This is a genomic window from Agrococcus sp. Ld7, assembly GCF_045064095.1.
Lineage (GTDB): Bacteria > Actinomycetota > Actinomycetes > Actinomycetales > Microbacteriaceae > Agrococcus.
In genome coordinates this window covers 1-24260 of record NZ_JBISGY010000014.1, presented here as the reverse complement: position 1 = coordinate 24260, position 24260 = coordinate 1, and the positions used below count along the sequence as shown (strand labels likewise).

Here is a 24260-nt window from a genome sequence, read left to right as displayed (position 1 = left end):
GCCGCCAGCCTACGGCCGCGGCCGCCCACCGTCTCCCAGCGTCGCCCAGGTCGTCGTCGCCAGAGGATGGATTCGGGATCTGTCCCGAGCGGAGGAGCGAGCATCCTCCGCTCGCGACGCGTCCTCCATTGGGGACGCCCGCGACGCCTGCCGCGGCCGACTCGCCCGACGCGCCCGCAACGCCCGACGTGCCCGCCGCGCCCGGTCGCCGCTCCTGCGGCTACGCGAGCGCGGGCATGACCTCGCGCTCGAACAGCTCCATGCCGGCGCGGTCGTAGGCCACCTCCGGCATGTACGCGATGAGCGTGCCGAGCCCCGCCTCGCGCAGCGCGCCCACGTGGTCGAGCACCTGCTGCGGCGTGCCGACGATCGCGCCCCTGGTCGAGAAGCCCGTGCCGGCGTGCTCCGCCGGCATCGCCGAGTCGGCGCGCGCCTGCACCGCATCGACGACGCGCAGCGCCTCCGCCTCGGTCTCGCGCACGACGATGTTGAGGTTCGACGTCAGCCGCACCTCGGAAGGGTCGCGCCCCTCCCGCTCGAGGTGCTGGAGCAGGATGTCCCGCTTGCGCGCGAACTGCTCCGGGCTGCCGCCGAAGTTCGTGGCATCCGCCCACTTCGCGGCGTAGCGCAGCGTGCGCTTCTCGCCGCCGCCGGCGATCCAGGTGGGAATGCGCGGCTTGCCGTCGCGCCCGGTCTGCAGCGGCTGCGGCTGGCAGATCGCGCCGTCGACCGTGAAGCTCTCGGACTCGATCGACGCCTCGCCGTCGGCCCACAGCCGCTGGATGAGCTGCACGCCGTCGCGCAGGGCGGAGATGCGATCGCCCACGCCCGGGAAGCCGTAGCCATACGCGCGCCACTCGTGCTCGTACCAGCCCGCGCCGATGCCGAACTCGAGCCGGCCGCCCGAGATCACGTCGACGGTAGCCGCGACCTTCGCCAGGAAGGCGGGGCTGCGGTAGCCCATGCAGGTGCACATCTGGCCGAGCCGCACGCGCTCCGTCGATGCCGCAAGCGCGGCCATGAGGGTCCACGCCTCGTGCGTGGCCTCCCGCGTCGGCTGCGGCGTGGTGTGGAAGTGGTCGTACACCCACACCGAGTCCCAGGCGCCGGCATCGGCGGCCTGCGCGACCGACAGCATCCGCTGCCACTGGTCTGCGGGGTCGATGCCGACCAGGTCGAGCCGCCAGCCCTGCGGGATGAACAGGCCGAATCGAAGCGCGTCTGCAGTCATCCGCTCAGCCTAGATGCCGCAGCTGCGCGGGCGGCTGGGTCTAGTGCGCCGCGGCGTCCCAGTTCGGTCCGACACCCACCTGCACCTCCAGCGGCACCGAGAGCTCCGCTGCGCCGCCCATCTCGTCGCGCACGATCGCCTCGAGGGTCTCCCGCTCGCCCTTCGCGACCTCGAACACCAGCTCGTCGTGCACCTGCAGCAGCATCCGCGAGCCGAGGCCCTCGTCGAGGATGCGGCGGTCGATGGCGATCATGGCGCGCTTGATGATGTCGGCGGCCGAGCCCTGGATGGGAGAGTTGAGCGCCTGCCGCTCGGCGTTCTCGCGCAGCACGCGGTTGGAGGAGGTGAGCTCGGGGAACGGCCGACGGCGGCCGAAGATCGTGGTCGTGTAGCCGTCGTCCTTCGCCTGCATGACGACGCCGCGCAGGTAGTCGCGAATGCCGCCGAAGCGCTGGAAGTACTCCAGCATGAGCTGCTTCGCCTCCGCCTGGCTGATGCGCAGCTGCTTCGACAGCCCGAACGCGCTCAGCCCGTACGCGAGCCCGTAGCTCATGGCCTTGACCTTCACGCGCTGCAGCGCCGTCACCTCGCTGGGGTCGACGCCGAATATGCGGCTGCCGACGAAGCGGTGCAGGTCCTCCCCCGACAGGAACGCCTCGATGAGGCCCTCATCGCCGGAGAGGTGCGCCATGATGCGCATCTCGATCTGCGAGTAGTCGGCCGTGAGCATGGTCTCGAACTCGTCGCCGTGCACGAATGCCGAGCGGATCTCGCGGCTCACCTCCGTGCGCACCGGGATGTTCTGCAGGTTCGGGTCGTTCGACGAGAGGCGGCCGGATGCGCTGCCGGTCTGGTCGTAGCGGGTGCGGATGCGCCCGTCGTCCTGGATGGCCTTGAGCAGTGTCTCGATGATCTGGGCGAGCTTCGTGGTCTCGCGATGCTGCAGCAGCAGGCCCAGGAACGGGTGCGGGTTCGTCTCCTGCAGGTCGGCGAGCGCCTGCGCGTCGGTGGAGTAGCCGGTCTTTGTCGCGCGCGTCTTGGGCATGTCGAGCTCGTCGAAGAGCACCGTCTGCAGCTGCTTCGGGCTGCCGAGGTTCACCTCGTGACCGATCTCGGCGAACGCGGCCTCCGCGTGCCCGGCGGCCTGCTCGCGCATGGTGTCGTGGATGCGCTGCAGCACGTCGCCATCGATGGCGACCCCCTGGCGCTCCATGCGGCACAGCACCGGCATCAGGGGCAGCTCGATGTCCTCGAGGACGCCCCTCGTGCCGTCGTCGAGCCTCGGACGCTGCGTGCGGGCGAGTGCACCCGTCAGCCACGCGACGGTGCCGAGCTGCTCCGGTGCGATCTCGGGCACCAGCTGATTCGGGTCGGGGGCCGGCAGCGGAGCGCCCAGCAGCGACTCGGTCTGCCAATCGAGCTCGAAGGTCTTGGGCGGTGCGGTCGGCGTGGCGAGCCAGGCGGAGACGCGCGTGTCGTCCACCGCGCCGCCGAGGGTCAGCCCCGCCCGCTCGAGCGTCTTGATGGCGAGCTTCACGTCGTGGAGCGCCTTCGGTGCGTCGGACGCGAGCCACGCCACGAATCCGTCGTAGTCGCTCGTGCCTGCCTTGTACGGCACGTAGGCGCTCGCCCCCTCGGTCGCGACCCCGAACCCGGCGATGCCGCCGAGGCCGTCGGGGGCGATCGAGACGGCGACCGTGCCCTTCGCGCGTGAGAGCCAGAGGTCGAGCTCCTCGTCGACGAGCTTCTGCACCGCGGGCGCCTGCACCTCGGGCTCGAGCTCGACTGCGGCCTCGCCGCTGCCCTCCTGCTTGAGCACCCGGTCGAGCAGGGTGCGGAACTGCAGCCGCTGGAACACCTCGCGCAGGGCAGCCTGATCGACCTTGCCGCGCTCGAGCTCGCTGGGCGTGACGCCCAGATCGACGTCGGTGAGCAGCTTGTTCAGCCGACGGTTGCGCTCGGCGCGCTCGCGCTGCTCGCGCAGGTTGTTGCCCACGACGCCCTTGATCTCGTCGGCGTGCTCGAGCAGGTTCGCGACCGTGCCGTACTGCGTGATCCACTTCACGGCGGTCTTCTCGCCCACCTTGTCGATGCCGACCAGGTTGTCGCTCGTCTCGCCGACGAGCGCCGCGATCTCGGGATACTGCTCGGGCTCGATGCCGTAGCGCTCGCGCACGGCTTCTGGCGTGTAGTGCTTGAGCTCCGAGACGCCGCGCACGGCCGGGTACAGCAGCGTGACGTGCTCGTTCACGAGCTGGATGGTGTCGCGGTCGCCGGAGACGACGAAGACGTCCATGCCGGCCTTCGGACCCTCCACGGAGAGCGTCGCGAGGATGTCGTCAGCCTCGTAGTCCTCCTTCGAGATGGTGCGCACGCCCATGGCGTGGAGCGCCTCCTCCAGCAGCGGGATCTGCCCCTTGAACTCCTTCGGCGTCTCGTCGCGCGTGCCCTTGTACTCGGGGTACTCGCGGGTGCGGAACGAGAACCGGGAGATGTCGAACGCGACGGCGAGGTGGGTGGGCTTGTGATCCTGCAGCAGCTTGAGGAGCATCGACAGGAACCCGTGGATGGCGTTGGTGTGCTGCCCCTCGGAGTTCACGAAATTCTCGAGCGGGAGCGCGAAGAACGCCCGGAATGCGAGCGAATGCCCGTCGATGACCATGAGGGTAGGCTTCGTTTCCGACACGGCAGTCACCCTATCCCGGGCGGCCGACTCGGCTGCGCGGCGTTCGTGCGGCGAACGCCGCGGTTGCCCCCAACCACTGCGAGCGGAGCCTGCAATGACCCTGCCCACCGAACCCGACGACGCGACCAAGGCGCTGCTGGAGCGACGGCACGGCGAGCCCGGCGGGCAGCTGGCCGCGCGCATGGGCATCGAGTTCCTCAAGCTCTCGGCCGAGCACTCGATCGCTCGGATGCCCGCAGAGGGCAACACGCAGCCGGTCGGCTTCGTGCACGGGGGCGCCTACTGCGTGATCGCCGAGACGCTCGGCTCGGTGAGCGCGAACATCCACGCGGGTGAGGAGCACTACGCCGTCGGCACCGACATCAATGCGACGCACACGCGCTCGATCACCACCGGCTGGGTGACCGCCGAGTGCCGCGCCGTGCACCTGGGCCGCTCCATGACGGTGCACGAGATCGTCTGCACCGACGACGAGGGCAGGCGCGCGTCGACGCTGCGCATCACGAACTTCATCAAGTCGCGCTGACGAGCGCGCGCCGCGCCGCGCCCCGCCGCGCCGCGCCTCGCTCCGGGCGCGCGTGTCGGGTTGTTGCCGTCAGGCCGCCGAGAAACCGCAACAACCTGACACGCGCCGCGGCGCGTGCGCGCGGCGCGCGGCGCGGGTCGCGGGCGCTACTTCTTCTTCGGGTCCAGCTGCTCGATGACGGCGTGCGCGACCTCCGCCATGGTGAGACGGCGATCCATCGACGCCTTCTGGATCCAGCGGAACGCCTCGGGCTCGGCGAGCCCCATGCGCTGATTCAGCAGGCCCTTCGCGCGGTCGACGACCTTGCGGGTCTCGAAGCGGTCAGCGAGGTCGGCGACCTCGGACTCGAGCGTGCGGATCTGGTCCCAGCGGGCCATCGCGATCTCGATCGCGGGCAGCAGGTCGTTCTGCGTGAAGGGCTTGACGACGTAGGCGAGCGCTCCCGCCTCGCTCGCGCGCTCGACGAGCTCCTTCTGGCTGAAGGCCGTGAGCAGCACGACCGGCGCGAGCTTGGCCTCGCCGATCTTCTCGGCGGCGGTGATGCCGTCCATCTTCGGCATCTTCACGTCCATGACGACGAGATCCGGCCGCAGCTCTGCGGCGAGCTCGACCGCTCGCTCACCGTCACCGGCCTCCCCCACGACCTCGTACCCGGCCGCCTGCAGCGTCTCGACGATGTCGAGCCTGATGAGCGACTCGTCCTCGACGACGAGGACGGTGCGGGCGGTGGATGCGGCGGGCGCGTCACCGGCGTCGGCGGTGTCGAGCTGCGGCTCGGCGAAGAGGTCGTCGGTCATGTCCACTAGCCTAGTCTTCGTCGCGGGTACGGCATTCGCGACCCGTCGGCCGGTGTGGCGGAATTGGCATACGCGGCGCACTCAAACTGCGCTTCCGCAAGGATTGTGGGTTCGAGTCCCACCACCGGCACGCGAGGGCGGCCCGCCCGGACAGGGCGGGCCGCTGGTCTCGTGACGCGCGCAGCCTGCGGCTGAGCGCTCCTCGACCGACGGGTGCGCGGGCCGCTGGTCTCGTGACGCGCGCAGCCTGCGGCCGAGCGCTCCGCGACCGACGGGTGCGCGGGCCGCTGGTCTCGTGACGCGCGCAGCCTGCGGCTGAGCGCTCCTCGACCGACGGGGAGGCGCGCAGCCTGCGGCCGCGCTCCTCGACCGACGGGCGCGCGCAGGTCAGGCCGCGGCGGTCACTGCTCGCCGCTGGGGTGCGGCACCGAGTGGACGACCTCGATGCGCCGCTTGCCGTGGTACGCGGGCGCAGCCTCGGCGTGCACGTCGCCGACGCGGTGCACGCGCAGGTCGTTCGTCGAGCCGGAGATACCGGGCGGCATGCCGGAGATGACGACGACCTTGTCCCCCGGCGCCGCCATCCGCTTGCCGATCAGGATGTCGTCGACCTGCGCGATCATGTCGTCGGTGTGCGTCACGCGATCCACGAGGTGCGTGTGCATGCCCCAGATGAGCTGCATGCGGCACTCGATCTCGGGATCGGGCGTGAAGCCGAACATGGGCATCGCGGGACGCAGCCGCGACATGCGGCGCGCGGAGTCTCCCGACTCGGTGAAGACGACGATCGCCTTCGCCTCGACGAACTCGGCCACCTCCAGCGCCGCCAGCGTGATGGCACCGCCCTGCGTGCGGGGCTTGGTGCCCAACGGCGCGATGCGGCCGAGGCCCTCGTCCTCGGTGACCTCGATGATGCGCGCCATGGTCTCGATCGTGGTGATCGCGTGCTTGCCGACGCTCGTCTCGCCGGAGAGCATCACGGCATCCGCGCCGTCCAGGATCGCGTTGGCGCAGTCGCTCGCCTCCGCGCGGGTGGGGCGCGGGTTGTCGATCATCGACTCGAGCACCTGTGTGGCGACGATCACGGGCTTCGCCCAGCGGCGCGCCATCTCGACCGCGCGCTTCTGCACGAGCGGCACCTGCTCGAGCGGCAGCTCGACGCCCAGGTCGCCGCGGGCGACCATGATCGCGTCGAACGCGTCGATGATGCCTGCGAGGTTCTCGACGGCCTGCGGCTTCTCGACCTTCGCGACGACGGGCAGCTTCCTGCCCTCCTCCGCCATGATCTCGTGCACGCGCTCGATGTCCTTCGCGTCGCGCACGAACGAGAGCGCGATGATGTCGGCGCCCAGGTCCAGCGCCCAGCGGAGGTCGGACTCGTCCTTCTCGCTCAGCGCGGGCACATTGACGGCCACGCCGGGGAGATTGATGCCCTTGTTGGAGCTCACGGGACCGCCGACGACCACCTCGGTGATGACGTCGGTCGCCGTCACCTCGACGGCGCGCAGGCTGATGCGGCCGTCGTCGATCAGCAGCGGGTCGCCCGGCTGCACGTCGGCCGGCAGGCCCGCGAAGGTCGTGCCGGCGCGCTGGCCGTCGCCCTCGATGTCGTCGGTGGTGATCGTGAAGCGATCACCCTGCGCAAGCTCGAACGGCCCACCGGGGATCTTCCCGAGCCGGATCTTCGGCCCCTGCAGGTCGACGAGGATGCCGATCGGCACCCGCAGCTCGTCGGACGCGCGCCGGATGTCGGCGTACACCTGCTCGTGCACGCTGCGGTCTCCGTGGCTGAGGTTCATGCGCGCGACGTTCACGCCGGCCGCGATCGCGGCCTTCGTGTTCTCGTAGCCGGCAAGGGCCGGCCCCCACGTCGCCACGATCTTGGCTCTTCTCACAACTCACTCGCTTTCGTCATCGCGCCGCCTGGGTGGGTCGGCACGAACGGGTTCCATCTTCTCACTTGCCCTGCGCGTGCTGGCACGCGCTCAGGCCGCGAAGGATCGGTCGGTCGCGCGCACGGGTGCTGGCAGCTCGCTCGATCCCTCGAGGTAGGCGTCCACAGCGGCCGCAGCCGCACGGCCCTCGGCGATCGCCCACACGATGAGCGATGCGCCGCGGCCCGCGTCACCCGCGACGAACACGCCGGGCCGGTCGGTCGAGAAGTCGTCCCGCCGCTGCGGCAGGCCGCGCTCGAACGCGAGCTGCAGCGCCTCGCCGATCCCGGCATCCGCACCCGTGAAGCCCATGGCGAGCAGCACGAGATCCGCCGGGATCTCCCGCTCGGTGCCGGCCTTCGGACGCCGCGTGCCATCGACGATCTCGGTCTCGGCGATCAGCAGCGCCCGCACCTCGCCCGACGCATTCGCGCGGAACTCGACGGTGGACGCGAGGTACTCGCGGTCGCCGCCCTCCTCGTGGCTCGTCTGCACCTCGAACAGCGTCGGGTGCACGGGCCAGGGCTGGTGCTCGGGCCGCTCGGCCGGCGGCTGGATGCCGATGGCGAGGTTCGTGACCGACAGTGCCCCCTGCCGGTGCGCGGTGCCGATGCAGTCCGAGCCGGTGTCACCGCCCCCGAGCACCACGACGTGCTTGCCGCTCGCGGTGATCTGGTTGGACGGATGCGTGCCGGCGACCGCGCGGTTCTGCTGCACCAGGTAGTCCATCGCCAGGTGCACGCCGTCGAGCTCGCGGCCCGGGATCGGCAGCTCACGTGCGACCGGCGCTCCCGTCGCGACCACGACCGCGTCGAAGCGCTGCGAGAGCTCCTCCCAGCTGATGTCGCGGCCGATCTGCACGCCGGCGCGGAAGCGCGTGCCCTCCGCCTGCATCTGGGCGAGCCGGGCGTCGATCACGTGCTTCTCGAGCTTGAAATCGGGGATGCCGTAGCGCAGCAGGCCGCCGATGCGGTCGTCGCGCTCGTACACGGCCACCGTGTGGCCGGCGCGCGTGAGCTGCTGCGCGGCCGCGAGCCCCGCGGGGCCGGAGCCGACCACCGCGACCGTCTTGCCCGTCAGACGCGCCGGCGGATGCGGCTCGATCCAGCCGTTCGCGAGCGCCTGATCGGCGATCGACTGCTCGATCGCCTTGATCGTCACGGCCGGCTGGTTGATGCCGAGCACGCAGGAGGACTCGCAGGGAGCGGGACACAGGCGACCGGTGAGCTCCGGGAAGTTGTTGGTCGCGTGCAGCCGGTCGCTCGCGGCTCTGCCCTCGCTGCGCCAGGTGAGGTCGTTCCACTCCGGGATGAGGTTGCCGAGCGGGCATCCCTGGTGGCAGAACGGCACACCGCAGTCCATGCAGCGGCCCGCCTGCCGCTTGAGCACGGCGGAGTCCCCCGGCTCGCCGATCTCGCGCCAGTCGAGGATGCGCACGGGCACCGGGCGCTTCTTCGGCAGCTCGCGCTCCGTCACCTTCAGGAATCCACGTGGATCAGCCACCGGTCACCTCCAGGATCCTGCGCCAGATGTTGTCGGAGTCGGGGTCGAGGCCCTGCTGCTCCGCATCGAGCCGGATGTCGCGCACCATCGCCCAGTCGCGCGGCACGAGCTTCGACACGCGCGACAGGTCGCCGGCCAGCAGCTGCGAGGCGACCGCCGAGCCGGTGAGCTCGAGGTGCCGCTCGAGGATCGCGCGCAGCTCGATCGCGTCCTCGTCGCGCAGCCGCTCGACGCGCAGCTCCCCCTGGTGGAAGGAATCCTGGTTGAGCAGCCGCGGATCGAGATCGAGCACGTACGCCGCGCCCCCCGACATGCCGGCGCCGATGTTGCGGCCCGTCGCGCCGAGGATGACGGCGATGCCACCCGTCATGTACTCGAGCGCGTGATCGCCGGCGCCCTCGCAGACGGCGGTCGCGCCCGAGTTGCGCACCAGGAAGCGCTCGCCGACGACGCCCCGCAGGTAGAGCTCGCCGCTCGTGGCGCCGTAGCCGATCACGTTGCCGGCGATGACGTTCTGCTCTGCGATGAGCGCGGCGCTCGCGGGCGGCCGCACGGTGATGAGCCCGCCGGAGAGACCCTTGCCGACGTAGTCGTTCGCATCGCCGTGCAGTCGCAGGGTGATGCCGCGCGGCACGAATGCGCCGAGCGACTGGCCGGCGGAGCCGCGCAGCGTGAGATCGATCGTGCCGGGCTCGAGTCCCGCCTCGCCCGCACGGCGCGTGACGAGGTTGCCGAGCATGGTGCCGACGGCTCGATCGGTGTTCGCGATCTCCAGGTCGAGCACGAGCCGCTCCCCGGCGTCCAGCGCGGCGTCGACCTGCGGCAGCAGCTGCGTGTCGAGCTGCTGCTCGAGCTCGTGATCCTGGTCGGTGGTCCGGCGCGGCGCGCCGTGGGCGCCGGCCGGCCTCGTGAGCACCGGTGCGAGGTCGAGCCCCTCGGCCTTCCAGTGCCGGATGGCGGGGTCGGCGTCGAGCAGATCGGAGCGGCCGATCGCCTCGTCCAGCGTGCGCAGGCCGAGCTGCGCGAGCAGCTCGCGCACCTGCTGCGCGAGGAACTCGAAGAACTGCACCACGAACTCCGGCTTGCCGGTGAAGCGCTGCCGCAGCACCGGGTTCTGCGTCGCGACACCCACGGGGCAGGTGTCGAGGTGGCAGACGCGCATCATGATGCAGCCAGAGACCACGAGCGGCGCGGTCGCGAAGCCGAACTCCTCCGCGCCCAGCAGCGCCCCGATGATGACGTCGCGGCCGGTCTTCAACTGGCCATCGACCTGCACGCTCACGCGCTCGCGCAGGCCGTTCACCATGAGCGTGTGCTGCGTCTCCGCAAGGCCGATCTCCCACGGCGTGCCTGCGTGCTTGAGCGAGTTCAGCGGGCTCGCGCCCGTGCCCCCGTCGTGGCCGGAGACCAGCACCACGTCGGCCTTCGCCTTCGCGACCCCGGCGGCGACGGCGCCGATGCCCGACTGCGAGACGAGCTTCACATGCACCCGCGCCGCGGTGTTCGCCCGCTTCAGGTCGAAGATCAGCTGCTTGAGATCCTCGATCGAGTAGATGTCGTGATGCGGCGGCGGCGAGATGAGGCCGACGCCCGCGGTCGCGTAGCGCGTCCGCGCCACCCACGGATAGACCTTGCCGGGCGGCAGCTGCCCGCCCTCACCGGGCTTGGCGCCCTGCGCCATCTTGATCTGGATGTCGTCGGCATGCGTGAGGTACATGCTCGTCACGCCGAAGCGACCGGAGGCCACCTGCTTGACGGCGCTGCGCCGCGCAGGATCGAGCAGCCGATCGACATCCTCGCCGCCCTCCCCCGTGTTCGACTTGCCGCCCAGGCGGTTCATGGCGATCGCGAGCGTCTCGTGCGCCTCCTGCGAGATCGAGCCGTAGCTCATGGCGCCGGTGGAGAAGCGGCGGACGATCTCGGCGACCGGCTCCACCTCGTCGATCGGGATGGGCTCGATCCCGTCGGTGCGCAGCCGCATGAGGCCCCGCAGCGTCTGCAGCTGCGCGGCCTGCTCGTCGACCAGGCGCGTGTAGTCCTGGAACACCTCGTACCGGCCGGTGCGGGTCGCGTGCTGGAGCTTGAAGACGGTCTCGGGGTTGAACAGGTGCGGGGCGCCGTCGCGCCGCCACTGGTACTCGCCGCCGGTCGCGAGCCGCTCGTGCGCGAACGGCGCCCGCTCGTCGGGGTACGCGCCGCGGTGCCGCATCCGGTTCTCCTCCGCGATCACGTCGAGCCCCACGCCGCCCAGCGGCGAGTGGGTGCCCGTGAAGTAGCGGTCGACGAGCTGCTGCGAGAGGCCGATCGCCTCGAACGCCTGCGCCCCGCCGTAGGAGCCGACGGTCGAGATGCCCATCTTCGACATGATCTTCGTCACGCCCTTGCCGAGCGCGGTGATGAGGTTGCGCACCGCCGTGTCGACATCGGCGCCCAGCTGGCCGGAGAGCGCGAGCTGCTCGGCGGTCTCCATCGCGAGGTACGGGTTGACGGCGCTCGCGCCGTAGCCGATCAGCAGCGCCACGTGGTGCACCTCGCGCACGTCGCCGGCCTCGACCACGATGCCGACGCGCATGCGCGTGGAGGCCCGGATCAGGTGGTGGTGCACGGCGCTGGTCATGAGCAGCGTGGGGATCGGCGCGAGCTGATCGGTGGAGTCGCGATCCGACAGGATCACGTACTGGGCCCCGTCGAGGATCGCCTCGTCGACCTCGCGGCACATGGCCTCGAGCCGGCGCTCCATTGCCGCGGCCTGCGTCGCTGCCGGCCCGTCCTCGACGCGGTAGAGGCCCTTCACGACCACGGTGCGGCGGGAGCCGGGCGTGCGGTCGATCGAGCGGATCTTCGCGAGCTCGCCGTTGTCGATCACGGGGAAGTCGAGGATGATCTGGCTCGCGTGCGAGGGGGTGCCCGTGAGCAGGTTGCGCACCGGCCCAAGGCCCATCGTCATGCTCGTGACGATGGCTTCCCGCAGGGAGTCCAGCGGCGGGTTCGTCACCTGCGCGAACGCCTGCGTGAAGTAGTCGAACAGCAGCCGCGGCCGCTCCGCGAGCACCGCGATGGGCGTGTCGGAGCCCATGGCGCCCAGCGGCTCCGCCCCGTGCTTCGCCATCGGGGCGATGAGGATCCGCACCTCCTCCTCCGTGTAGCCGAAGGTGCGCTGCCGACGGGTGACGGACGCGGGGGTGTGCGCCACGTGCTCGCGGTCCGGCAGCTCCGCCAGGTGGATGCGGCTGGAGTCGAGCCACTCGCCCCAGGGCTCCAGCTGCGCGAGCTCGCGCTTCACCTCCGCGTCCGGCACGACGCGGCCGGCCTCCGTGTCGACCAGGAACAGCACGCCGGGCTGCAGCCGGCCGCGGCGCACCACGCGGCTCGGGTCGATGGGCAGCACGCCCGTCTCGGACGCCAGCACGACGAGGCCGTCGTCGGTCTCCAGCCAGCGACCGGGGCGGAGCCCATTGCGGTCGAGCGTCGCACCCACGAGCGAGCCGTCGGTGAAGCTGATCGCCGCCGGGCCGTCCCACGGCTCCATCAGCAGCGAGTGGTACTCGGCGAAGTCGCGCAGGTCCTGCGGCATGTCGGTCTGGTTCTCCCACGCCGGCGGCACCATCATCATGATCGCGTGCGGCAGCGAGCGGCCCGCGAGCGTGAGGAGCTCGAGCACCTCATCGAACGAGGAGGAGTCGCTCAGCCCCGGGGTGACGATGGGCTTCAGCGGGCGCAGGTCGCCGAGCAACTCGCTCGCGAGCTGCGACTCGCGCGCGGCCATCCAGTTGCGGTTGCCCTCGACCGTGTTGATCTCGCCGTTGTGGGCGATCATGCGCAGCGGCTGCGCGAGCGGCCATGATGGGAAGGTGTTGGTGGAGTAGCGCGAGTGGACGATCGCGAGCTTCGTCTCGAAGCGATCATCCGAGAGGTCGGGGTAGAACGGCTCCAGCTGGAGCGTGGTCACCATGCCCTTGTAGGTGATGGTGCGGCTCGACAGCGACGGCAGGTACTCCCCTAGCTCGCGCTCGATGCGCTTGCGCAGGCGCCAGGTGAGGCGGTCGAGCTCGATGCCCTTCGTCGGGCCGTTCGCGCCGGTCACGAACAGCTGCTCGATGGCCGGCAGGGCAGCTCGCGCGAGCTTGCCCAGCGCGTCCGGCACCGTTGGCACCTCCCGCCAGCCGAGCACCCGCAGTCGCTCCTGCCCGGCGAGCTCCCAGATGCGCTCCTTGACCTGCTCGCGCTCCGCGGCGTCCAGGGGCAGGTAGGCGATCCCGGCGGCGTAGGTCCCGGCGTCGGGGAGGTCGAAGTCGACCACCGCTCGCAGGAAGCCGTCCGGCAGCTGCGTCAGGATGCCGGCGCCGTCGCCGGTGCCCGCATCCGAGCCCACCGCGCCGCGGTGCTCCAGGTTGCGCAGCGCATCCAGCGCCAGCGCGACGATGTCGTGGCCTGCCGTCCCGCGCGTCGTCGCGACCATCGCCAGGCCGCACGAATCCCGCTCGTGCCTCGGGTCGTAGAGACCTTCGGCTGCCGGCAGGCCCAAGTCCCGCGAGGTGAAGGCTCCGTTCGAGCGGTCGTCGATCGTGCGCATGGTGCTCCTGTGCTGTCGCTTGCATGGGAGCGGGACTCCGTCGGCCCGCAAGCGCTCAGAGGAGCGCGGATCTACCTGGTTGCGGCCGCGGGTTCTGCGGCGGTGGCCTCGGCGTCGTCCTGGGTGCGGGATTCGGGGAGGTCCGTGTAGCGGTCCGAGTCTACGCCCTCGTCGGCGCCGGGCTCGCGCCCCGGCACCCACGGCGACGGCTCAAGCCCCGGATGCCGCCTGGTCTGCACGATCCAGACGATGACGCCGATCGCGATGGCGAGGAACGCCATCCAGACGTTGGTGCGGATGCCGAGGATGAGCTCCGACGGGTCGAGGCGGATGGTCTCGAACACCGAGCGGCCGAGCCCGTACCAGATGAGGTAGAGCGCGATGAGGCGGCCCCACTGCACGTCGCGCTTGCGGTCCAGCCACAGCAGCAGCGCGGCGCCGAGCACGTTCCAGACGATCTCGTAGGCGAAGGTGGGGTGGAACAGCGTCTCGGGCGGCAGCCCGACCGGGAAGGCCGGATTCGTCGCCTCGATCTCGAGCCCCCACGGCAGGTCGGTCGGCTGCCCGAACAGCTCGTGGTTGAACCAGTTGCCGAGGCGACCGAACGCCTGCGCGAGCAGCAGTCCGGGCGCGAGCGCGTCGACGAAGGTCGTGAAGCGCAGCCCGGACATGCGGCAGCCGATCCAGATGCCCACCGCGCCGCCGATGAGGGAGCCGAAGATCGCGATGCCGCCCTCCCAGATGTAGAACGCGGTCATCGGGTCGCGGCCGGGCCCGAAGTAGTCATCCGGGTGCGTCACCACGTGGAAGAGCCGAGCGGCCGCGATGCCGAGCAGCACGGCCCACACCGCGATGTCGATCACGTAGCCGGCGTCGACGCCCCGCTGCCGCAGCCGGTACCCGGTCAGCAGCGTCGCCACCACGATGCCCGCCAGGATGCACAGCGCGTAGGTCTGGATGCCCCAGGTGGGGCCGACGATGCGCAGCAGGAAGCCCACCGCGACGCCGAAGAGCAGGCTCATCAGCAGCGTCCAGCCCGCGTCCTTGCGCGTGAGCGAGCCGGAGACGAGCCAGCCGGCGATCACCACGACCGCGATGACCGCGCCCAGGATGAGGCCGAAGACCACGGCCCCGAGCACGGAGCCCTGGATGAGCGGCATCAGGCCGATCGCTTCGAGCCACTGGCCGATGGCCAGCTGCTGCCACTCGGGGCTCGGGCTGGGGATGCTCTGGAGCAGTGCTGCTCCGGACTGGCTAGTCACGCGGGGATGCCCTTCTCTGCTGGTGCCGGGGTTGCCGGGCCGCCGTCGAGTGTACCGAGCGCGAGCGATGCGGCGAGCTCGCGCAGCGCGGGCACCCCGCCGTCGCCGAGTGCGCGCACGAGTGCGGAGCCGACGATGGCCCCGTCGGCGTAGTCGACGACCTGTCGCACGTGGTCGGAGGTGGAGATGCCGACGCCGACGCACCGCAGCGTCTCGAGACCGAGCTCGCCGGAGCGAGCGGCGATGCGGTCGGCGAGCGCGCGCGCCGACTGATCGACATCCGCTCGAGTGCCGGTGGTGCCCATCGTCGAGACGGTGTACACGAAGCCGCGCGAGGCCTCGATCACGGCGTCGAGCCTGGCGCCCGAGGACGAGGGCGCCGCAAGGAAGATGCGGTCGAGGTCGTGGCGCTCCGCAGCCGCCAGCCAGTCTGCGGCGTTCTCGGGCGTGAGGTCCGGCGTGATGAGCCCGGCGCCCCCCGCAGCCGCGAAGCGCTCGGCGAACCGATCGATGCCGTAGCGCAGCACCGGGTTCCAGTACGTCATCACGAGCACCGGGATGTCGGTGCGCGCTGCAATCGCCTCGATCGTCTCGAAGAGCTCCTCGAGGCGGAAGCCGCGCTCGAGCGTCGCCTGGGTCGCCGCCTGGATGACCGGGCCGTCCATGCCCGGGTCGCTGTACGGCACGCCCAGCTCGACGGCCGTGAAGCCGGCATCGGCGAGCGCCACCACGGCATCGACGCAGGTCGCCTGGTCGGGGAACCCCACCGGCAGGTAGCCGATCAGGGCCCGGTTGCCGGTGGCGCGGATCGCGGTCGCGGTCGCGCTCGCGCGCTCATCGGAGCGTTCGGTGCTCACTGCTGCTGCGCTTCCTCGTCGAGCACGTCGAACCAGCGGCCCGCGGTCGCCACGTCCTTGTCGCCGCGGCCGGAGAGCGACACGAGCAGCGTGGATCCCGGGTGCTCCTTCGCCAGGCGCAGCGCGCCGGCGATGGCGTGCGCGGACTCGATCGCGGGGATGATGCCCTCCGACCGCGTGAGCGCGAGGAACGCATCCATCGCCTCCCTGTCGCTCACCGGCAGGTACTCAGCGCGGCCGATGTCGTGCAGCCACGCGTGCTGCGGGCCGACGCCCGGGTAGTCGAGGCCGGCGGAGATGGAGTGCGACTCGAGCGTCTGCCCGTCGTCGTCCTGCAGCAGGTAGGTGCGCATGCCGTGCAGCAGCCCGGGCGCGCCGCGCTCGATGGAGAGCGCGTGGCGCTCGGTCTCGGCGCCGTCGCCGGCAGCCTCGAGGCCGATGAGGCGCACGTCGGTGTCGTCGAGGAAGGCGTGGAAGATGCCCATGGCGTTCGAGCCCCCGCCCACGCAGGCGAGCACCGCATACGGTAGCGCCCCCGTGAGCGCGATCGTCTGCTCGCGCGCCTCCTCGCCGATGGCTCGGTGGAAGTCGCGCACCATCTCCGGGAACGGGTGCGGCCCGGCGACCGTGCCCATCAGGTAGTGCGTCGAGTCGACATTGGCGACCCAGTCGCGCAGACCCTCGTTGATCGCATCCTTCAGCGTGCGCGAGCCGCTCGTGACCGGCACGACGGTGGCACCGAGCAGTCGCATGCGCGCGACGTTGAGCGCCTGTCGCTCCGTGTCGACCTCGCCCATGTAGACGACGCACTCCATGCCGAACAGCGCGGCTGCCGTGGCGGTCGCGACGCCGTGCTGGCCCGCGCCGGTCTCGGCGATCAGGCGGGTCTTGCCGAGCCGCTGGGCGACGAGCGCCTGCCCCAGCACATTGTTGATCTTGTGGCTGCCGGTGTGGTTGAGATCCTCGCGCTTGAGCAGGATGCGGGCCCCGGCGATCTCGCTGAGCCGGGTGGCCTCAGTGAGCAGCGACGGGCGCCCCGTGTAGTCGCGCGACAGGCGCTGGAACTCGGCCTGGAACGCCGGATCGGCCTTGCACTCCTCGTAGCACGCCGCGAGCTCGTCGATCGCGGCCATGAGCGGCTCCGGCATGAACACGCCCCCGAAGGAGCCGAACCAGGGGCCGTTGTGCCCCCGCAGCGAGGTCGGATGCGCAGTGGTCATGAGGCCCTCCCGAATTCTGCGACGCGCGACGCGGGGTCGCCGTCGATGACGAGCGCTTCGCCGACCAGCACCGCGTCGGCCCCGTCACGCCGGTAGCTCGCGACGTCGGCGGCGGTGCGCACACCCGATTCCGCGACCGCGACGATGCCGGCGGGGATGCGTTCGCGCAGCTCGGCGAAGCGCTCGGGGTGCATGGTGAAGGTCTTGAGGTCGCGCGTGTTGACGCCCAGGATGCGCGCGTCGGCGGCCAGGGCGGCGTCGATCTCGTGCTCGTCGTGGACCTCCACGAGCACCGACAGGCCGAGGTCGGTCGCGAACTGATGCAGCTGGGCGAGCCTCGCGGGCTCGAGCGATGCGACGATCAGCAGCGCCATGTCGGCTCCGAAGGCGCGCGCCTCCAGCAGCTGGTACTCGTCGGCGATGAAGTCCTTGCGGAGCACCGGGATCTGCACGCGGGCGCGCACGGCGCGCAGGTCGTCGAGGCTGCCGAGGAAGCGACGCCCCTCGGTCAGCACGCTGATGGCGCTCGCGCCGCCTGCCTCGTAGCTGGCGGCGAGCGACGCGGGCTCCGGGATGTCGGCGAGCGCGCCCTTCGACGGACTGGCCCGCTTCACCTCGGCGATGATGTGCGGACCGGAGGATCCGGGCTTGGGAGCTGCGAGCATGGCCGCGGCGTCGAGCGGCTGCCGGGCAGCGAGCGCGAGCGCCTCGAGTCGCTCGAGCGGCATGCTCTCTCGTCGTCGGGCCGCGTCCTCCAGTGCGCCCCGGGTGAGCGCGTCGAGCACGCTCAGTGGTCCTGCAGGCCGTAGCCCGCCTTTGCGAGGATCGGCCACAGCAGCAGGCCCACCAGCAGCAGCCCCGCGCTCGCCCACACGAGCATCGGCATGTCGAGGAAGAAGAAGAGCGTGCCCGCGGCGACGGCGATGAGCATCACGACGACGCTGGCCCACGCGGCGCGCGAGTCGCCATGGCCCGGGTCGACGAACTTCGGGTCGTAGTCGGCCACGTGCAGATCCGTGACGTGGTTCTCGCTGATGCCGTTGCGTGCGTTCACGATGCTCCTCGGGTCGATCTCTAGACGCACTCGCGCGTCACACAGCCAGTCTACCGAGTCGGATCCTCGCCGTCGTCCAAGGCGTCCCACGCGAGTCCCGATCCGGTGCGCTCGTAGCGGGCCGCGCGCGTGGCGCGCGCCGGCCAGCTGCGAGCGCTGACGGCTGCCCAGCCGCCGGCGAGGATCGCGAGCGTGCCGCCCGCGATGCCGAGCAGGGGCCAGGCGCTGACCACGGTGCCGACGATCTCGGATCCCTGGGCGGATCCGGCGATGCCCGTGGCGTCGGCGACGCGGGCGTCGAGCGCCGCGACGATGCCGTCGCGGCTCGACTGCACGTGCGTCACGAGACCCACGCCGAGCACGGCCGCGAGCAGCGCCAGGACGAAGCGCCAGAGCGTGCCGGAGATCGGCAGCACGAGCGCGAGCGCGGCGAGCGCGAGCGCCATGATCGTGGCCCCGCCCGCGAGCTCCTGCCCGGCGACCGTGAGCACGCGCCCATCGGTCAGCTGCACGGTGCCCCACGGCTGGGTGGCGGCGAGCATGCCGAGCGCTGCCGCGAGCAGCAGCAGCAGCACGGTGATCGACCTGCCGCGCGCGAGCAGCGCGCTCACGTCCGGGTCCGCATCGAGGAGGCGACGGCGACGGCGCGCAGCGGCGCGGCTGCCTTGCTGCGCACCTCCTGCAGCTCGCTCTCCGGATCGCTGTCGGCGACCAGGCCGGCGCCCGACTGCACGTGGGCGACGCCGGCGCGCAGCGTGACGGTGCGGATCGCGATCGCGAGATCCGCGTCCCCCGCGAGGTCGAACCATCCGACCACCCCGCCGTAGACGCCCCGCTGCGCGCTCTCGAGCTCGTCGATCAGCTCGAGCGCGCGCGGCTTGGGCGCACCCGAGAGCGTGCCGGCCGGGAACGTCGCTCGGAACGCGTCGACGGCAGTCGTGCCGGAGCGCATGTCGCCCTCGACGGTGGAGACGATGTGCATGATGTGGCTGAAGCGCTCGATGGCCATGAGCTCTGTGACCGCGACCGTGCCGGCGACGCACACCTTCGCGAGGTCGTTGCGGGCCAGGTCGACGAGCATCACGTGCTCGCTGCGCTCCTTCGGGTCGGCGAGCAGGTCGTCGGCGAGATCGCGATCGGCCTGCGCGTCGGCACCGCGCGGGCGGCTGCCGGCGATCGGATGCATCGTCGCCCGCTGCTCGTGCACGGTGACGAGCGCCTCGGGGCTCGATCCCACGACCGCGTAGGGCTCGCCGTCGGCGGTCTCGAGGCGCAGCAGGTAGAGGTAGGGCGAGGGGTTCAGCATCCGGAGCGCGCGATAGACCTCGAGCGCGTCGGCGTCGGTGGGCAGGTCGAAGCGCATCGACAGCACCACCTGGAAGACATCGCCGTCGACGATGTGCTGCCGGGAGCGCTCGACCATGCTGCGGAACCGCTCGGGGCTCACGAGCGAGGTCGCTCCCGGCTGCGCGTCGCGGTCGAGCAGCGCGATGGACCCCGGCGCGGGCTCCACCAGCTGCCGCTCGAGGTCGGCGAGCCGGGTCTGCGCGTCCAGCCACAGCGCATCGGCATCGTCGACGCCGTCGTTGAGCACGTTGACCACCAGGTGCGCAGCCCCGGTGCGGTGGTCGAGCACCACCATCGTGGCCGCGAGATGCATGGCGACCGCCGGCACGTCGACATCGCGCTCCGGGGCATGCGGCAGGTGCTCGAGCTCGCGCACCGCCTCCCAGCCGATGTGGCCGATGAGACCGCTCGTGAGCCGCGGCAGACCCGGGATGCGGGGGGTCGCCCAGCGGCGGAGCACGTGCTCCACCGTCGCGAGGCCACCCGTCGGCGCGTTCTCGCCCAGCAGCCGCTGCTCGGAGACGTGCTCCGAGCGCCACACCACGCGGTCGCGGTCGGCCGTGAGCTGCCCGAAAGAGGCGACGCCGACGAACGAGTAGCGGCTCCACACGCCCTGCTGCGCCGACTCGAGCAGGAAGCTGCCGGTGCGCCCCGCGGCGAGGCGCCGGTAGATGCCCACCGGCGTCTCGGCATCCAGGAACACCTCGCGCACCACGGGCACCACGCGGTGACCGGCGAGCAGCGCGTCGAAGCCAGCGCGATCGAGGCCCGTCACGGCGCGGCCATCGTCGGCACGGGGGTGAAGAAGCACGATCGGGCGCCCGTGTGGCATGCCGGACCGGTCTGATCGACGCGGATCAGCAGCGCATCGCCGTCGCAGTCGAGCGCGATCGAGCGGGGCACCTGGATGTTGCCCGACGTGTCGCCCTTGCGCCAGTACTCCTGCCGCGACCGGGACCAGAAGGTGACACGACCTTCGGTCGCCGTGCGGCGGAGCGCCTCGTCGTCCATGTAGCCGACCATCAGCACGTCGCCCGTGGCATCGTCCTGGATGACCGCGGCGACCAGGCCGTCGGCGTCCAGCTTCAGCGTCGGCATGGGCATCGCGCCCGCCTGTGCGGGGCCGTCCTCGGCTCCCGCGTCGCGGATCTCGTCGTTCGTCATCGCACCGTCACCCCTGCCATGCGCATCGCGTCCTTGACCTCGCCGACCGTGTGCTGGCCGCTGTGGAAGACGCTCGCGGCGAGCACCGCATCCGCTCCCGCGTGGACGGCCGGCGCGAAGTGCGACAGCTCCCCCGCGCCGCCGGAGGCGATCACGGGCGTCGTCGCCGCAGCGCGCACCAGACGGAGCAGCTCGAGGTCGAAGCCGGCCTTCGTGCCGTCCGCATCGATGGAGTTGACGAGCAGCTCGCCAACGCCCCGCGCGATGCCCTCCCGCGCCCACGCGATCGCATCGAGCCCCGCGCCGCGGGAGCCGCCGTGCGTCGTCACCTCGAAGCCGCTCTGCGTCTCCGCGGAGCGGCGCACGTCGAGCGAGAGCACCAGCACCTGCGAGCCGAAGTCGGCCACGATGCGGTCGATGAGCTCTGGGTCGCGGATGGCCGCGGAGTTCACGCCGACCTTGTCGGCGCCGTGCGCGAGCAGCCGCGCCACATCGTCGCGGCTGCGCACGCCGCCGCCCACGGTGAGCGGGATGAAGATCTGCTCTGCGCAGCGCTCGACGACGTCGAGGATCGTGCCGGCGTCGTCGACCGTCGCCTTCACGTCCAGGAAGGTGATCTCGTCGGCGCCCTGCGCGGCATAGCGGTCGGCCAGCTCGACCGGGTCGCCCTGGTCCGTCAGCCCCTGGAACTTGACGCCCTTGACGACGCGGCCGTGCGCGACGTCGAGGCACGGGATGACGCGGGTGGCGAGCATCGGAGGACTCCTGTCGGACGGGGGTGGCCTGGCGTCAGAGGCGCGCGGCGTGGATGCGCGAGACGATGATGGCGGTCGCCCCGACGTCGTCGAGGGCGTCCATGATCTGATTCGTGTCGTCGCGGCGCACCATGACGCGCACCGCCACCCAGCCCTCCCGCTGCAGCGGGCTGACGGTGGCGCTCTCGAAGCCGCGCGCAATGCTGATCGCCGCCTCGAGCCGCGACCGCTCGATGTCGTAGTCGACGAGCACGTAGTCGCGCGCGACCATCACGCCGTCGAGGCGGCGCTTGAGCCTCGACAGCCCTGCCGGGTTCTGGCCGTTCGAGATCAGCACGGCCTCGCTCGTCAGGATCGGGTCGCCGAAGACCTCCAGGCCCTGCGCGCGCAGGGTGCCGCCGGTCTCCACGACGTCGGCCACCGCATCCGCGACCCCGAGCCGCACGGACGACTCGACGGCGCCGTCGAGGCGCACGAGCTCGGCCGTAATGCCGTGCTCGGCAAGGTGGTCCTCGACGAGCCGGGTGTAGCTGGAGGCGATGCGCACGCCCTGCAGGTCGGCGGCGGTCTCGAAGCGGCCGGCGGGGCCAGCGAAGCGGAACGTGGAGCGCGCGAATCCCAGCCCCTCGACCTCCACGGCGGCCGAGCCGGAGTCGAGCAGCAGGTCGCGGCCGGTGATGCCGACGTCGAGGGCGCCGGAGCCGACGTAGGTGGCGATGTCGCGCGGGCGCAGGAAGAAGAACTCGACCTCGTTGCGCGCGTCGACGACGATGAGCTCCTTGCCATCGCGGCGTCCGCGATAGCCGGCCTCATCGAGCATCCAGGCGGCCGTCTCGGCCAGCGAGCCCTTGTTGGGCACAGCGATCTTGAGCATGACTTCCTTCAACAGGTCTGACGGGTGTGGGACGGCGCGTCAGAGATGTCGGTAGACGTCCTGCAGCGTGATGCCCTTCGCCAGCATGAGCACCTGCAGGTGGTACAGCAGCTGCGAGATCTCCAGCGCCGCGTCATCGTCGGTCTCGTGCTCTGCGGCCATCCAGACCTCTGCGGCCTCCTCGACGATCTTCTTGCCGATCGCGTGCACGCCCGCGTCGATCAGCTCGACCGTCCGTGAGCCCTCGGGGCGCTCGGCGAGCGTGCGCTCGAGCTCTGCATGCAGCTCGTCGAAGGTCTTCACGTCTCCAGGCTACCGGTCGCCTCGTCGCCCGCCGCCGCGAGCCCGCGGTGGATGGCGCGCAAATCGATCATGCCCGTGTCGAACGCGCCCTTGCCCGCGGCGCGCAGCTCGACGATGCGGTCGGCGGGCGACGCGTGCCCGTAGACGGCGCTGCCGGCGACGAAGACGTTGGCGCCGGATGCCGCGGCGATCGGGAGCGTGTCGGCGGTGATGCCGCCGTCGACCTGCAGCGCCAAATCGATGCCGAGCTCCTCCGCCCTGCCCCGAAGCGCTTCGAGCTTCGGCATCATGTCGCCCATGAACGACTGGCCGCCGAAGCCGGGCTCGACGGTCATGACGAGCACCATGTCGAACTCCTGCAGGTGCTCGAGCACGTCGTCGACGTGCGTGCCCGGCTTGACGGCGATGGATGCGCGGGTGCCGCGGGCGCGCAGCTCACGGGCGAGCGAGACGGCGTCGCCGGTGGCCTCCGCGTGGAACGTGACGGTGTCGACGCCGGTGATCGCGTACTGCGGTGCCCACGTGTCGGGGTCGTCGATCATGAGGTGCACGTCGATGGGGAGGCTCGTCACCTCGGCGATGCGCTGCACCATCGGCAGGCCGAACGTGAGATTCGGCACGAAGTGCGCATCCATGACATCGACATGCACTCCGTCGGCGCTCGCGATCTTCTCGAGGTCGCGCTCGAGGTTCACGAAGTCGGCCGAGAGGATGCTCGGGTGGATCCTGACCATGTCTCCGAGCCTATCGACCCGCGCGCTCCCTACCGCTCAGTCGTGGTGAGCAGCTGGATGAACATCGCGTCGGTGCCGTTGCGGTGCGGCCACAGCTGCACGGCATCGCCGGTCTCCCCCAGCGCGATGCCCGGTGAGAGCTCGCGCACGACCGCTGAAGTGTCGAGCGGCGTGAGACCCAGCGCCGCGGCCCGCTCGACGACCGCGCGCGTCTCAGCCAGGTGTGGCGAGCACGTGACGTAGGCGATGATGCCGCCCGGCTTGAGCGCCCTGGCGGACGCTTCCAGCAGCTCGGCCTGCAGGGTCGCGAGCGCGGGCACGTCGCCGGGGTGCTTGCGCCAGCGCGCCTCCGGGCGGCGCCGGAGCGCGCCGAGCCCCGTGCAGGGCGCGTCGAGCAGGATCCGGTCGAAGGCCTGCGCGGTGTCGCCCTCGCCGTAGCGGCGCCCATCGCCGGTGACGACGCGCGGGCCCCTCCCCGGGTGTGCGGTCTCGATGGCGCGCACCGCCTCGCGGACGAGCTTCGAGCGGTGCGGGAGCACCTCGTTCGCCTCCAGATCGACGCGTGCGATCGCGGCCTCCGCTGCCATGAGCGCAGCCTTGCCGCCGGGGCCGGCGCACAGGTCGAGCCAGCGCTCGCCGGGCACCACCGGGCGCGCTCGCGTGAGGGCGAGCGCTGCGAGCTGGCTGCCCGCATCCTGCACGCGCCAGGTGCCGTCGACGATCTGCGCCATGCGGCCGGGGTCCCCAGCGGGCGCGATGCGGCCGATGGGGCTCGCGCTCGGCTCGAGGCCGAGCCCGTCGGGGTCGGCCAGTCCGGGCAGCGCGACGAGCTGCACGGCGGGCGGCACGTTGTCGGCCGCCAGCAGCGCGGGCAGCTCGTCGCCCGCGCCCTCGCGCTCGAGCGTGCGGCGGAGTGCGCGGAGCACCCAGGCGGGATGGCCGGCTTCCAGCGCCAGCCGCTCGTCGTCGGCGAGGCCCTCGGTGATGGTCGCCAGCCGCTCCTCGGCCGGCACCTCGGAGAGGCGGCGCAGCACCGCGTTGGCGAAGCCCGCGCGGCCGCGGTGATGGCGCAGCAGCGCGACCGTCTCGTGCACGGCGGCGTGCGACGGCACGCGCATGCGGCTCAGCTGGTGCGAGCCGATGCGGAGCGTCGCGAGCGTCTCGGGGTCGATCTCGTCGATGGGACGGCCCGCGGCATCCGCGATCAGCGCGTCGTGCTGGCCCTGCCAGCGGAGCGTGCCGTAGGCGAGCTCGGTGGCGAAGCCCGCGTCGGCGGCGTCGAGGCCGGCCTCCCGGATGCGCTGCGGAAGCAGCAGGTTGGCGTAGGCGTCGTCGCGGTCGACGTCGAGCACCACGTCGCGCGCGACGAGGCGGGCGCTCTGGGCGTCGGTGTCGGCCCGGGGGCGGCTGCCGGCGTGGGGGCGGCGGCCGCCCCCGGGC

Annotated in this window: 20 protein-coding genes and 1 tRNA gene; 2 read left to right on the top strand and 19 right to left on the bottom strand. The window is 71.6% G+C overall.

The features are described from left to right. Positions 1-220 precede the first annotated feature (220 nt). Positions 221-1231, bottom strand: a complete 1011-nt coding sequence (locus tag ACJJVL_RS03020; protein WP_405216834.1) for an LLM class F420-dependent oxidoreductase — start codon at positions 1229-1231, stop codon at positions 221-223. A gap of 40 nt (positions 1232-1271) precedes the next feature. Next, positions 1272-3893, bottom strand: coding sequence for a DNA polymerase I (polA, locus tag ACJJVL_RS03015; RefSeq protein ID WP_405216913.1), 2622 nt, complete (start codon positions 3891-3893; stop codon positions 1272-1274). Between the two features lie 118 nt (positions 3894-4011). Here polA and ACJJVL_RS03010 point away from each other — a divergent pair, with 118 nt between their 5' ends. Beyond that, positions 4012-4443 (top strand): PaaI family thioesterase, encoded by a 432-nt coding sequence (locus ACJJVL_RS03010; protein WP_405216833.1) that lies wholly within the window; start codon positions 4012-4014, stop codon positions 4441-4443. A gap of 146 nt (positions 4444-4589) precedes the next feature. Here ACJJVL_RS03010 and ACJJVL_RS03005 read toward each other — a convergent pair whose 3' ends face one another. Continuing rightward, entirely contained in the window at positions 4590-5240 is a 651-nt protein-coding gene (locus ACJJVL_RS03005) for an ANTAR domain-containing response regulator (protein WP_405216832.1), read from the bottom strand. 48 nt (positions 5241-5288) lie between these two features. Here ACJJVL_RS03005 and ACJJVL_RS03000 point away from each other — a divergent pair. Continuing rightward, a tRNA-Leu gene (locus ACJJVL_RS03000) sits at positions 5289-5370 on the top strand. A gap of 271 nt (positions 5371-5641) precedes the next feature. On the opposite strand, the gene pyk is transcribed toward ACJJVL_RS03000, so the two are convergent. The 16 genes from pyk to ACJJVL_RS02920 form a co-directional block, all read right to left on the bottom strand. Continuing rightward, positions 5642-7135 (bottom strand): pyruvate kinase, encoded by a 1494-nt coding sequence (pyk, locus tag ACJJVL_RS02995; RefSeq protein WP_405216831.1) that lies wholly within the window; start codon positions 7133-7135, stop codon positions 5642-5644. 90 nt (positions 7136-7225) lie between these two features. After that, entirely contained in the window at positions 7226-8677 is a 1452-nt protein-coding gene (locus ACJJVL_RS02990; protein ID WP_405216830.1) for a glutamate synthase subunit beta, read from the bottom strand. Beyond that, positions 8670-13250 (bottom strand): glutamate synthase large subunit, encoded by a 4581-nt coding sequence (gene gltB, locus ACJJVL_RS02985; protein WP_405216829.1) that lies wholly within the window; start codon positions 13248-13250, stop codon positions 8670-8672. The genes ACJJVL_RS02990 and gltB overlap by 8 nt, the downstream gene beginning before the upstream one ends. 71 nt (positions 13251-13321) lie before the next feature. Further along, positions 13322-14512, bottom strand: coding sequence for a prolipoprotein diacylglyceryl transferase (gene lgt, locus ACJJVL_RS02980; protein ID WP_405216828.1), 1191 nt, complete (start codon positions 14510-14512; stop codon positions 13322-13324). Further along, a complete protein-coding gene (trpA, locus tag ACJJVL_RS02975) occupies positions 14509-15369 on the bottom strand; it encodes a tryptophan synthase subunit alpha (RefSeq protein ID WP_405216827.1) in 861 nt (286 codons plus the stop codon). Before trpA ends, lgt begins: the two co-directional genes overlap by 4 nt. After that, positions 15366-16589: a tryptophan synthase subunit beta gene (gene trpB / locus ACJJVL_RS02970; RefSeq protein ID WP_405216826.1), complete on the bottom strand. Its 1224-nt coding sequence runs from the start codon at positions 16587-16589 to the stop codon at positions 15366-15368. Before trpB ends, trpA begins: the two co-directional genes overlap by 4 nt. After that, on the bottom strand, positions 16586-17374 hold the full coding sequence (gene trpC, locus ACJJVL_RS02965; protein ID WP_405216825.1) for an indole-3-glycerol phosphate synthase TrpC: 789 nt from the start codon (positions 17372-17374) through the stop codon (positions 16586-16588). Before trpC ends, trpB begins: the two co-directional genes overlap by 4 nt. A gap of 2 nt (positions 17375-17376) precedes the next feature. After that, positions 17377-17595 carry a DUF6704 family protein gene (locus ACJJVL_RS02960; protein WP_405216912.1) on the bottom strand — a complete coding sequence of 73 codons (219 nt, stop codon included), beginning with the start codon at positions 17593-17595 and terminating at the stop codon, positions 17377-17379. A 98-nt stretch (positions 17596-17693) separates the two neighbouring features. Continuing rightward, positions 17694-18254 (bottom strand): Trp biosynthesis-associated membrane protein, encoded by a 561-nt coding sequence (locus ACJJVL_RS02955; RefSeq protein ID WP_405216824.1) that lies wholly within the window; start codon positions 18252-18254, stop codon positions 17694-17696. Then, positions 18251-19765, bottom strand: a complete 1515-nt coding sequence (locus ACJJVL_RS02950; protein WP_405216823.1) for a chorismate-binding protein — start codon at positions 19763-19765, stop codon at positions 18251-18253. The genes ACJJVL_RS02955 and ACJJVL_RS02950 overlap by 4 nt, the downstream gene beginning before the upstream one ends. Then, entirely contained in the window at positions 19762-20094 is a 333-nt protein-coding gene (gene hisI, locus ACJJVL_RS02945) for a phosphoribosyl-AMP cyclohydrolase (RefSeq protein ID WP_405216911.1), read from the bottom strand. Before hisI ends, ACJJVL_RS02950 begins: the two co-directional genes overlap by 4 nt. 56 nt (positions 20095-20150) lie before the next feature. Then, positions 20151-20909, bottom strand: coding sequence for an imidazole glycerol phosphate synthase subunit HisF (hisF, locus tag ACJJVL_RS02940; RefSeq protein WP_405216822.1), 759 nt, complete (start codon positions 20907-20909; stop codon positions 20151-20153). Between the two features lie 34 nt (positions 20910-20943). After that, positions 20944-21783 carry an ATP phosphoribosyltransferase gene (gene hisG, locus ACJJVL_RS02935; protein WP_405216821.1) on the bottom strand — a complete coding sequence of 280 codons (840 nt, stop codon included), beginning with the start codon at positions 21781-21783 and terminating at the stop codon, positions 20944-20946. A gap of 39 nt (positions 21784-21822) precedes the next feature. Next, positions 21823-22086: a phosphoribosyl-ATP diphosphatase gene (locus ACJJVL_RS02930; protein ID WP_405216820.1), complete on the bottom strand. Its 264-nt coding sequence runs from the start codon at positions 22084-22086 to the stop codon at positions 21823-21825. Beyond that, positions 22083-22820, bottom strand: a complete 738-nt coding sequence (gene rpe, locus ACJJVL_RS02925; protein ID WP_405216819.1) for a ribulose-phosphate 3-epimerase — start codon at positions 22818-22820, stop codon at positions 22083-22085. Before rpe ends, ACJJVL_RS02930 begins: the two co-directional genes overlap by 4 nt. Positions 22821-22849: 29 nt before the next feature. Beyond that, positions 22850-24260 (bottom strand): RsmB/NOP family class I SAM-dependent RNA methyltransferase (locus ACJJVL_RS02920; RefSeq protein WP_405216818.1); only part of this gene is annotated, 1411 nt, incomplete at its 5' end.

What these genes read in the sequence shown, in the direction of transcription:
- ACJJVL_RS03005 (WP_405216832.1), bottom strand. Translation starts at nt 5,240, where the DNA reads ATGACCGACGACCTCTTCGCCGAGCCGCAGCTCGACACCGCCGACGCC.
- ACJJVL_RS03020 (WP_405216834.1), bottom strand. Translation starts at nt 1,231, where the DNA reads ATGACTGCAGACGCGCTTCGATTCGGCCTGTTCATCCCGCAGGGCTGG.
- hisF (WP_405216822.1), bottom strand. Translation starts at nt 20,909, where the DNA reads ATGCTCGCCACCCGCGTCATCCCGTGCCTCGACGTCGCGCACGGCCGC.
- hisG (WP_405216821.1), bottom strand. Translation starts at nt 21,783, where the DNA reads ATGCTCAAGATCGCTGTGCCCAACAAGGGCTCGCTGGCCGAGACGGCC.
- gltB (WP_405216829.1), bottom strand. Translation starts at nt 13,250, where the DNA reads ATGCGCACGATCGACGACCGCTCGAACGGAGCCTTCACCTCGCGGGAC.
- trpB (WP_405216826.1), bottom strand. Translation starts at nt 16,589, where the DNA reads ATGACCACTGCGCATCCGACCTCGCTGCGGGGGCACAACGGCCCCTGG.
- rpe (WP_405216819.1), bottom strand. Translation starts at nt 22,820, where the DNA reads ATGGTCAGGATCCACCCGAGCATCCTCTCGGCCGACTTCGTGAACCTC.
- ACJJVL_RS03010 (WP_405216833.1), top strand. Translation starts at nt 4,012, where the DNA reads ATGACCCTGCCCACCGAACCCGACGACGCGACCAAGGCGCTGCTGGAG.
- polA (WP_405216913.1), bottom strand. Translation starts at nt 3,893, where the DNA reads ATGGTCATCGACGGGCATTCGCTCGCATTCCGGGCGTTCTTCGCGCTC.
- hisI (WP_405216911.1), bottom strand. Translation starts at nt 20,094, where the DNA reads ATGCCCATGCCGACGCTGAAGCTGGACGCCGACGGCCTGGTCGCCGCG.